Annotated in this window: 9 protein-coding genes; 4 read left to right on the top strand and 5 right to left on the bottom strand. The window is 73.7% G+C overall.

The annotated features are described in order from the left end of the window. From ACJOT3_RS10700 to ACJOT3_RS10690, 3 genes are all read right to left on the bottom strand, one after another. Positions 1-432 (bottom strand): CYTH domain-containing protein (locus ACJOT3_RS10700; RefSeq protein ID WP_406971442.1); only part of this gene is annotated, 432 nt, incomplete at its 3' end. Then, complete coding sequence (locus ACJOT3_RS10695; protein ID WP_406971440.1) at positions 429-1,379, bottom strand: GNAT family N-acetyltransferase; 951 nt, start codon at positions 1,377-1,379, stop codon at positions 429-431. The genes ACJOT3_RS10700 and ACJOT3_RS10695, both read right to left, overlap by 4 nt. 82 nt (positions 1,380-1,461) lie before the next feature. After that, a complete protein-coding gene (locus tag ACJOT3_RS10690; RefSeq protein ID WP_406971438.1) occupies positions 1,462-2,019 on the bottom strand; it encodes a Chromate resistance protein ChrB in 558 nt (185 codons plus the stop codon). Between the two features lie 128 nt (positions 2,020-2,147). Here ACJOT3_RS10690 and ACJOT3_RS10685 point away from each other — a divergent pair, with 128 nt between their 5' ends. The 3 genes from ACJOT3_RS10685 to ACJOT3_RS10675 all read left to right on the top strand — a co-directional run bounded on the left by ACJOT3_RS10685 (position 2,148) and on the right by ACJOT3_RS10675 (position 5,482). Then, a complete protein-coding gene (locus ACJOT3_RS10685; protein WP_406971436.1) occupies positions 2,148-3,347 on the top strand; it encodes an MFS transporter in 1,200 nt (399 codons plus the stop codon). A 32-nt stretch (positions 3,348-3,379) separates the two neighbouring features. Further along, positions 3,380-4,063 carry a DNA alkylation repair protein gene (locus ACJOT3_RS10680; RefSeq protein ID WP_406971434.1) on the top strand — a complete coding sequence of 228 codons (684 nt, stop codon included), beginning with the start codon at positions 3,380-3,382 and terminating at the stop codon, positions 4,061-4,063. Positions 4,064-4,201: 138 nt separating this feature from the next. Continuing rightward, positions 4,202-5,482, top strand: coding sequence for an alpha/beta fold hydrolase (locus ACJOT3_RS10675; RefSeq protein ID WP_406971432.1), 1,281 nt, complete (start codon positions 4,202-4,204; stop codon positions 5,480-5,482). Between the two features lie 217 nt (positions 5,483-5,699). On the opposite strand, the gene ACJOT3_RS10670 is transcribed toward ACJOT3_RS10675, so the two are convergent. Then, complete coding sequence (locus ACJOT3_RS10670) at positions 5,700-6,293, bottom strand: isochorismatase family protein (RefSeq protein ID WP_406971430.1); 594 nt, start codon at positions 6,291-6,293, stop codon at positions 5,700-5,702. A gap of 427 nt (positions 6,294-6,720) precedes the next feature. On the opposite strand from ACJOT3_RS10670, the gene ACJOT3_RS10665 reads away from it, so the two are divergent. After that, positions 6,721-7,716 carry a GlxA family transcriptional regulator gene (locus ACJOT3_RS10665; RefSeq protein ID WP_431652335.1) on the top strand — a complete coding sequence of 332 codons (996 nt, stop codon included), beginning with the start codon at positions 6,721-6,723 and terminating at the stop codon, positions 7,714-7,716. Positions 7,717-8,178: 462 nt separating this feature from the next. Here the strand turns inward: ACJOT3_RS10665 and ACJOT3_RS10660 are convergent, their stop codons facing one another. Continuing rightward, the gene (locus ACJOT3_RS10660) at positions 8,179-9,633 is read right to left on the bottom strand and encodes an NAD(P)/FAD-dependent oxidoreductase (protein WP_406971426.1); all 1,455 of its coding nucleotides are present in this window, start codon (positions 9,631-9,633) and stop codon (positions 8,179-8,181) included. Positions 9,634-9,798: the final 165 nt, after the last annotated feature.

The raw sequence follows: 9,798 nt of genomic DNA, 5'->3' as shown, positions 1-9,798 counted from the left end.
CGCCACCCGCACGACCTCCGCGTGGCTATCGGCCTCGATCTCCAGGTACGTGGGAATCCCGGGCCAGCTATCGATCTCCAGCCGCGCCCCCTCCAACGTGAAGCTGTGCCTGCGGTTCTCCTGGTAAGCCTTGGCCGTATACCCCAGCTTCCCCAGCAGCACGTTCGCCGTCTCGAAGTCCCCCACCTCGGTCTCGGTCTCCCGTGTCCCGTCGATGGCGTCCGAGGCGACCTCCTTCACCGCGAGCGTCACCCCGCGCCCCGTGTCGCGCAGCCGCACCCACCGGGACACCCCTTCCTCCGGCGCGAGGTCGTACACGTAACGCCGCTGGAGCACCTCCCCCAGGTCCACGCCGCCCCTGTCCAGGATTAGCCGCGCAACCCCTTCAGGGTCGATCTCCAGCACCCGTGCCTCGTACTCGATGGCACTCACGCGTCCGCCCCCTTGATCAGCGGCGCGTCCCATGTGAACTTCTCGAACCCCACGCTGTAGTACAGCCCGCGCGCCGCCGGGTGCCCCGGCGCCCCCAGACAGGCCACCGTCGCGTGTACGGCCCCCGCCTCCCGGCCCAGGAGCATCCCGTGCAGCAGCAGCGCCCGCCCCAGCCCCAGGCGCCGGTAGTCCGGGTGAGTTCCCACCGGCTCGAACTCGATGGTCCGGTTGGCCTCGTCGAACCACATGATCGCCGAGGACGCCATCGTCCCGTCCGGCGCCTCCGCCAGAACGTGCAGGTCACCGCGATAACCCGCCGCCCCCCGCACGCCCTCGTAAGCCTCGATCGAATACGCCGAGGGCTGCCATGCGTTCAAGTGGCCCTGAACCGCGGCCTCCGGTCCGACTTCGTCCGCGGTCCGGAACCGGAACCCGTCCGGCAGCTCCGGCCGCTCGATGTCGGTCAGGTCCCGCTGGTTGAGCTGGGTCCAGGCCCCCGTGTCCCCCAGCGCGTCCGGGTCGGTCTTGTACCCGTGCGCCACCCACCGCCCCAGGGCGACTTCGTCGAGCGCAGAAGGCAGCACCGCCCGCTCAAGCCCCGGCGCCGTGGCGTCGAACCAGTCGATCACCTCGTCGAGCAGCTCCATGTGGTCCGGGTGGACCTGATGGGCCAGGTAGGCCCCGGTGACCTCCTTGACCGTCCCGTCGCTGAGCCGCGCCTTGCGCGGCAACTGCGCCCACCCCCACGCCACCAGCTCACCGTCGGAGAACCACAGTCGGCGCCGCCAGTTCTCACCGAAGGCCGCACGCCCCCGCCCCCAATTCCAGGCGAGTTCGCCGTACGACGCGTCGCTGTTCACCAGTTCCGGATGGGTGGCGGTCAGACGCTGCGCCAGCCCCTGCATGAGCCCCACGTCCGCCGCGGTCAAAAGCTCTGAGTTCGTCATGGTGCCTCACCGTGCCAGGGCGCCGGACCTCCGTCGACCGGTTTTCCGGCCGCCGCGGCTGCGCCCCCACTCCCCCGCGCCGTCACTCCCCCGGCGGGCCGCCGTGGACGGCCGCGTAGACACGTTCGGCGTAGTCGTCGAGGGCGCCGGAGCACGCGCGCAGGCGCTCGGCCGCGTCGCGGGCCTGCGGGAGGGCCAGAACGTCGCGTTTCCTCAGGTCGCGGAACCAGCGGCGCAGCCGCTCCAGGCTCTGCTCCTCTTCCTCCAACTCCGCGAAGGTGAACTTGCGCTCGGCGATCTCCCGGTCGATCTCCTCCAGGAACTTGCCGCAGTCGGCATCGAACTCGCGCCACTCGTCCACCCGTGCCGCCGTGAACGCGTCCACGATGAGCTCCCGCGCCGCCGCGTCGCGCGGCTCGACGTCGAACACCGCCACCCGCCCGCCGCCTTCGGCCGCCAGCTCCCCGGCCCGGTCCACCGCGTCGCGGAAGGCCTCCGCCGCCGGCAGCGCCCACGTCCCCTGGGCCACCGGGACGGCGCCCGCGCGCCGCAACTCCCGCCACACCGCGACGCGGTGCCGGGAGGGCTTGGCCGGTACCTGCACCACCGCGAGCATCCACCGCACCGTATCGTCCGTCACGCCCCCGACCGTAACACCCGGTTCGGCGGGGCGAGGGACCGTGCGGGAGCACCCGGCCATCATGCTCCGGGCGGCGGTGTTCCCCCACCCCCGCAAGGGCACGAGTAACACTTGTTACATTCAGTGACGTGACGGACTCCTCTTCTCTGCGCCCCGTGGTCCCGCTCTACCTCGCCGGTTTCACCACCGCGTTCGGCGCCCACGGTGTCGCCGGCGTGCTCGGCGCCCAGAGCGACGACATCGGCCTGTCCCTGATCCACCTGGGCCTGGTGCTCGCCCTCTACGACGTGGCCGAGGTGATCCTCAAGCCGCTCTTCGGCGCGCTCAGCGACCGGATCGGCCCCAAGCCCGTCATCGTCGGCGGCCTGATCGCGTTCACCGCCGCCTCCCTGCTCGCGCTCATCTCCCCCGCCCCGCTGGTGCTGGGCCTGGCCCGGCTCGGGCAGGGCGCCGCGGCCTCGGCGTTCTCCCCCGCCTCCTCGGCCGCGGTCGCACGCCTGGCCGGCCGGGAACGCCTGGGCCGCTCCTTCGGCCGGTACGGGGCGTGGAAGAGCCTCGGCTACGTCCTGGGCCCGCTCATCGGCGTCGCGCTGGCCCACCTGTGGGGCATCCAGTCGCTCTACCTGGCGCTCGGGCTGCTGTCCGCCGCGGCCGCGGTGTGGGTGCTGCTCGCCGTGCCGACCCTGCCGATCGTGCCCCGCCCCCGGTACACCGTCGCGGACCTGGTCCGGCAGACCACCGAACGCGGGTTCCTCGTCCCGACCCTGCTGCTCGCCACCACGACCGCGATCCTGGGCGTGGCCGTCGGCTTCCTCCCGCTGCTGGCCGTACGCATGGAGCTGCACCCGCTGGCCGGGGCCGCGGCCGTGGCGCTGCTCGCGCTCACCTCGACCCTGGTCCAGCCGACCGTGGGGCGCCTGCGCGACGAGGGCCGGATGAGCACCCGGAACGGGGGCATGCTGGGCCTGTGGGCGGCCGCCGCCGCGCTCCTGCTGCTGGCGCTGGCCCCGAACGCGGTCACGCTGTTCGCCTGCGCCGCCGTGATCGGCCTGACCGTCGGCACCGTCACCCCGCTGGCCTTCGCGCACCTGGCCGCCGTCACCCCCGAGGAGCGTATGGGCCGGACCATGGGCAACGCCGAACTCGGCCGCGAGCTGGGCGACGCGGGCGGCCCGCTCCTGGTCGGCGCGGTCGCCACCGCCGCGAGCCTGCCCGTCGCCCCCGCGGCGCTGGCCGCCGCCGGTCTCGGCGGCGGCGCAGTGAGCCGGTTCGTGCTGCGCGCGCCCGGGGAGTCCGGCGAGCAGGCCGGTGTCCGACCCGCGTCGTAGGCTGAACCCGCACGTGAGCGAGGGGGATCGAGATGGCCCGGGCGACACGGACCGAGACGACGGTGGCCGAGGTGCTGGCCGAGCTGGCCGCGCTCGAAGACCCGAAGATCAGCCGGGTCAACGAGAGGCACGGCGACGACCACGGGGTGAACCTCACCAGGCTGCGCGCGGTCGCCAAGCGGCTCAAAACGCAGCAGGAACTGGCGGTCGGGCTGTGGGCGACCGGCGAGACCGCGGCGCGTTTGTTGGCGCTGCTGGTCTGCCGCCCCAAGGCGTTCGGGTTCGAGGAACTGGACGCCATGCTGCGCGAGGCGCGCAGACCCAAGGTCCAGGACTGGCTGGTCGACTACGTGGTCAAGAAGAACCCGCACGCCGAGGAGCTGCGCGTGCTCTGGTTCGCCGACCCGGACCCGGTGGTCGCCGGTGCCGGGTGGGCGCTGACCACCGACCGGGTGGCCAAGAGGCCCGAGGGCCTGGACCTGCCCGGGCTGCTCGACCTCGTCGAGGTGCGGATGAAGGACGCCCCCGACCGGTTGCAGTGGGCGATGAACGAGTGCCTGGCCCGGATCGGGATCGAGCACCCCGAGTACCGGGAGCGGGCCATCGGGATCGGGGAGCGCCTGGAGGTGCTCAAGGACTACCCCACCCCGCCCGGCTGCACGTCCCCCTTCGCCCCCGTCTGGATCACCGAGATGGTGCGCCGCCAGGAGGTGTAGGCCCCGGCGCGCCGGGGGCGCCGGCCGCGCTGGAACGGACACCCGGGGCGAAAACTCCCCTACGATGTTCGGGCCGACTTCCCGAATCCCCCCGCATCCGCCAATCCCGGGAAGCGGCCGACACCGAGGAGATCGCTGATGGGCTACCCCATGCCCGGGCTGTGGGTCACCGAGCACACGGTCACCGTCCCCCTGGACTGGTCCGACCCCGGCGGGGAGCGGATCGAGCTCTTCGTCCGGGAGCTGGTCGACCCCGAGCGCAAGGGGGACGACCTCCCCCTGCTCGCCTTCCTCCAGGGCGGGCCCGGCGGGGCCAACCCCCGCCCGCTGGAGCCCTCCGGCTGGATCGGAGAGGCCCTCGGCGAGTACCGGATCGTCCTGGTCGACCAGCGCGGAACCGGGCGCAGCACGCCCCTGGACGCGCAGGCCGTCGCCGAACGCGGTGACGCCGCCGCCGGGGCCGACCACCTGTCCCGGTTCCGCGCCGACTCGATCGTGCGCGACATGGAGCACGTCCGGGAGACCGTCTACGGCGGTCGGCGCTGGACCACCCTCGCCCAGAGCTACGGCGGCTGGCTGACCCTGTCCTACCTCTCCCACGCCCCCGAGGCGCTCAACGCCTGCTACATCTGCGGCGGCGTCCCCGGCGTGCCCGCCGACGTGGAGGAGGTGTACCGCCGCACCTTCACCCGGGTGGAGCGCAAGACCGCCGAGTACCGCCGCCGCTACCCCCAGGACGTGGAGGCCGTGGCGGCGATCGCCGACCACCTGGCCGCGAACGACGTGCGCCTGCCCGACGGCGACCGGCTGACGGTGCGCCGCTTCCAGACCCTGGGCATCGAGTTCGGGCGCAAGCCCGGGTTCGAGCGCATGCACTGGCTGGTGGAGAACGCGTTCATCCGCCCCGGTCGGCTGTCCGACGGGTTCCTCCAGGAGGTGCTGGTGCGCACCTCCAGCGCCGCCGACCCGATGTACTGGACGCTGCAGGAGGCGATCTACGCCGACCGTTCCGGTGTCGCCACCGCGTGGGCGGCCCAGCGCGAACGCGACCGGCGGCCGGTGTTCGCCGAGGACGCCCGGCCGCTGATGTTCACCGGGGAGATGGCGTTCCCGTGGATGTTCGAGGAGGTGCGGCTGTTGAAGGCGCTGCGCCCCGCGGTGGAGGAGCTGGCCCGGCGCACCGACTGGCCGCCGCTGTACGACGAGAAGCGGCTGCTGGCCAACGAGGTGCCCGTGGCGGCCGCCGTGTACTACGACGACATGTACGTGGACGCGCATGTGCAGCTGGACACCCTGGAGGGGGTGGGGAACTCGTGGGCGTGGGTCACCAACGAGTTCGAGCACGACGGCATCCACTCCGGGCGGGTGTTCGGGCGGCTGCGGGAGTCGATGCGCGACCGCGGGGGCGAGCCCCGCTGAGCGGCAGCCGCTGAGCGGTCGATCGGCTGAACGGCTGAGCGATCGAGCGGTGGTGGGGCCGTGCCGAAGGGCCACTGACAGACGGCTGACAGGCTGCGGACAAGCCCCTGACAGGTCGCTGGCACTGACGAACCGCTGATACGCGCTGACAGGCCGCTGACAGGCGGTGGGCTCTGACGGGCCGCGGCCCCGCCCGGGTGGGCGGGGCCGTGCGCGTTCAGCGCAGGTCGGCGGCGGTGGGGACGACCACCCCGTACAGGTCGCCGATGGTGGCCAGCCCGGCGGCGTGCAGCTGCTCGGCGGGCACCTCGGCGACCGGGGAGCGCAGGGTCCGGGTGGCGCAGGCGTCGGCGACGACGGTCGGCCGCAGCCCGTTGAGGAACGCGCCCTCGGAGCTGAAGGTGACGCACATGTGCGTCATGAACCCGGCGATGACGACGTTCTCTCCGCGACCGGTGGCGGTGACGCGTTCGAGCAGGTCGGTGCCGACGAAGGCGTTCGGAGCGCCCTTGACGACCACCTGCTCGCCCTCGACCGGCGCCACCCGCGGGTGGATCCCGCCGATCTCCTCGCGGATGTCGTAGGGGCTGCCCGCGCCGCCGTCGTGGATCACGTGGAGGACCGGGGTCCCGGCCTCGCGCGCCCGGGCCAGCAGGTCGGCGGCGGCGTCCAGGGCCTTGTCCCAGCCTTCGAGCTCCATCACGCCCCGGGTGTAGGTGTTCTGGTAGTCGATGAGGATCAGGGTGGCGTCGGCGAGCGCGGCCGGGGTCTGGTCCATGCCGCTGATGTCGCGCAGGGTGGTGGAGGCCATCGGTGTCGTTCGTCCTTTCCATGCCGCGCCGCGGGGTGCGGCCGTCGGCGGCCCGCCCTCGTCGGGCGGCCACCGTCCACGCTAGGATCGGCCCCCTGATGTCGGCAATGTCGTACGAACCGCAGATTCGGACACGGGCGACCGCGCAGGCGACCACGCAGCCGACCGGCCGAATCGGCTCGCATACCGCGACCATCCGGATGATATGAACATGCCGATGCCGTTGACATTCGGATGGCAGTGGCATGCGGATGGTGCGGGCATGCGGGGCGGGAGAGCACGGGGCGCAGGTGATCGCGGGCTCGGACCTGGGATGATGCGCACACGCGGGGCCACGGACCGAAGGGATGCGGACACTCGGATGACGCGGACATGTGAATGGTCACGACATCCGGATGATGTGGACATGGCAACGGAGGGAAGCAGCGTGGACACGCGCCTCGTGGTGGTGATGCTCTTCGAGCAGGTGGACCTGCTGGACGTCACCGGGCCCGCCGAGGTGTTCGCTCTGCTGCGGCGGGAGCTGGGCGGGCCCACCGGCTATGAGGTGGTGCTGGCCGCGCCCACACCGGACCCCGTCACCACCTCGGCCGGGGTGCGGGTGCTGCCCGACGCCACGTTCGACGACGTCGCCGGGCGGCGTATCGACACGCTGCTGGTCCCCGGCTCGGTCGAGGCCGGGGAGGGCCCCGGGGTGCGGGCGATCGCCGCCCCCGAGGTGGTGGAACAGGTGCGGCGGCTGGCGCCGCGCGCCCGTCGCATCGCCTCGGTGTGCGTGGGCGCGCACCTGCTGGCCGCCGCCGGGCTGCTGGACGGCAGGCGCGCCACCACGCACTGGTCGACCGCCCGCCAGCTGGCCGCCGAGCACCCCGAGGTGGAGGTGGACGCCGAGCCGATCTTCATCCGGGACGGCGACATCTGGACCGGGGCCGGGCTCAGCGCCTGCATCGACCTGTCGCTGGCCCTGGTGGCCGACGACTTCGGCCGCGAACCCGCCCTGCGGGTGGCCCGCCAGCTGGTGGTGTACCTCAAGCGGCCGGGCGGGCAGAGCCAGTTCAGTGTGGCCCTGGACCCGGTGTCGACCACCCGCCGCATCGACGACCTGCGCCACCACGTCGCCCGCAACCTGACCGGGCCCCTCACCGTCCCCGACCTGGCGGCCCACGCCCATGTCAGCGAGCGGCAGCTCACCCGGATCTTCAAGAACGAGCTGGGGACCACCCCCGCCGCCTACATCGAGGCGGCCCGGGTGGAGGTGGCGCGCCAGCGGCTGGAGACCACCGACGACACCCTGGACCGGGTCGCCTCCGCCTGCGGTTTCGCCAGTACCGACACGCTCACCCGCGCGTTCCGCCGCGTCCTCAACACGACCCCCGCCCGGTACCGGGACCGGTTCCGGCTCGCCCCGGCCGACGCCCTCTGACCGCCGACGCGCCCTGACCCCGTACGCTCCCTGACCGCCTACGCCCCCGGCCGCCGATACCCCCGACCGCGTACGCCCCCTGACCTCCCAGGTGGCGCAGCAGCCGTGCCCGCAGGTCCTCCAGGTCCGGCGACCCGGCCGGCACCGTGTAGGTGTTCTCGCGCTCGCGCGCCATCTCCAGCACGTAGCCGTCGGCGGTGCGCGCCGGCCGGTAGCGTTCCTCCGCGTACCCGAACGTGATGGAGCCGCCGCTGGAGTTCGGGGAAGTCCACCCGGGCACTGTCCCGGCCGCCGGCCCCGGCGCCGCTCCGGACCCCATGCCACTCCAGGCCCCACCGCGTTCCGAGCCCCATCCCACTCCGGGCCGAGCCCCGCTCCGGGCCCCGGCCACCCGGCCACCGCACCTCACAGCCGCCGGAGGCCGCCCGCTGCCCCGCCGCACGCACCCGCGGGGCCGGTGCGCTACTCGGCCAGGCCCGCCAGCCGCCCGCCGAGGCGGGCGATGAGCGAGGTCTCCCGCGAGCCCCGCCCCTCCTCCCAGCGGTCGGCGAGGCCGAAGAGCCGGTACATGCCGTGCACCCCGATCCACCGCAGCGGTTCGGGCTCCCACCTGCCCGAATCGTGGTCGTTCCAGGGCAGCCGGGTCGCCGCCGTGTCACGCCCTGCGGCCCGGTCCACCAGGGTCCGGGCGGCCAGCCGGGTCGCGGTCACCCCGTGCCCGGCGAAGCCGCGGACCACACCGACCCGGGTGGCGGGGTCGAAGGCGACCCCCGCGCACCAGTCGCGGGTGACGCCGATGGCGCCGCGCCAGGCGTGCTCGATCTCGAACCCCACACCGGGGAAGAACAGCCGCAGCCGCTCCAGGAGGGTGCGCACGGTGCGGGCGTCCACGGCGCCCTCCCCCGGGGTCCCCGAGTTGTAGGCGTAGGGGGTGCCGCGGCCGCCGATGGCGATGCGGCCGTCGGCGGTGCGCTGGGCGTAGACGAACGTGTGCGCGGCGTCGCCCAGGCACTCGTTCCCCTGCCAGCCGATGCGCTCCCAGACCTCGCCGGGCAGGGGCCGGGTGACGATCATGGACGAGTTGACCGGGATGACCCGGCGCGCGTCCAGGTCGGGTGCGCCGCCGACCCGGCCGGTGTAGGCCTCCAGGCAGCTGAACACGGTGGCGGCGCGGACGGTGCCGCATTCGGTGCCGCGGCCGGTGTCACGGACGGTGCTCACCCGTCCGGGGTCGATGCGGGTGGCGGCGGTGCCCTCGATGATGCGCACGCCCGCGCGTTCGACCAGGTCGGCCAGGCCGCGGACGAGTTCGGCCGGGTCGACGCGGACGGTGCCGTGCGTGAGCAGCCCGCCCAGGGCCGGTGCGACGGCCACGCGTTCCCCGACCTGGTCGGCGTCCAGCAGCGACAGCTCGGATTCTTCGTACCCGTAGGCGAGGTCGGCGGCGCGGGCCTGCTCCAGCCTGCGCATCGCGGCGGGGGTGGTGGCGATCTTGAGGTGCCCGCCCCGGTGCTGGTCGGCGTCGATGCCCTCCTTCGCCAGCAGGCTCAGGGTGTCCTCGATCTCGGTGTTCATCTCGCGCTGGAAGGCGCGGACGGCCTCGACGCCGTCCTCACCGCGGGCCTGCGCGGCCCGGGCGTAGACGGCGCGGTTGCCGGGGATGAGCGGCGACATCCAGCCGCCGTTGCGGCCCGAGGCGCCGTAGCCGACCTCGCGGGCCTCCAGGACGGTGATCCGCCACCCGGGGTTCTCGCGGATCGCGGCCAGGGCGGCCCACAGCCCGGTGAGACCGCCGCCGACGATGACGAGGTCCTGTTCCTCATCGGGGAGCGGGCCGCCGCGCCGGTTCGCCGCTGCCGCGGGGTCGCGGGAGGCGGCCATCCAGTGCGAGATCTGGCCGTTGCGGTAGCCGGTCATGGTCGTCTCCCGTGGGGGCGGAGAAGGGGGTGGCCCCGGCCGCCCGCCCGCGCCCCGGCCTCGCGGGCCACGGCCGGGAAGCCGCCCGGGGTCCCTGCGAGTGTAGGGCCCGCCCATCGGCGCCGCCGCCCCCGGAGCCGCCTTCGATACAGAGCCGTGAGCAGG

This window comes from Nocardiopsis protaetiae (assembly GCF_045446735.1).
Classification (GTDB): domain Bacteria; phylum Actinomycetota; class Actinomycetes; order Streptosporangiales; family Streptosporangiaceae; genus Nocardiopsis; species Nocardiopsis protaetiae.
This window is presented reverse-complemented; position numbering and strand designations above follow the sequence as displayed.

Bases quoted from the DNA above. Each gene is read 5' to 3' on its own strand.
- ACJOT3_RS10660 (WP_406971426.1), bottom strand. From the start codon at position 9,633: ATGACCGGCTACCGCAACGGCCAGATCTCGCACTGGATGGCCGCCTCC.
- ACJOT3_RS10695 (WP_406971440.1), bottom strand. From the start codon at position 1,379: ATGACGAACTCAGAGCTTTTGACCGCGGCGGACGTGGGGCTCATGCAG.
- ACJOT3_RS10670 (WP_406971430.1), bottom strand. From the start codon at position 6,293: ATGGCCTCCACCACCCTGCGCGACATCAGCGGCATGGACCAGACCCCG.
- ACJOT3_RS10680 (WP_406971434.1), top strand. From the start codon at position 3,380: ATGGCCCGGGCGACACGGACCGAGACGACGGTGGCCGAGGTGCTGGCC.
- ACJOT3_RS10675 (WP_406971432.1), top strand. From the start codon at position 4,202: ATGGGCTACCCCATGCCCGGGCTGTGGGTCACCGAGCACACGGTCACC.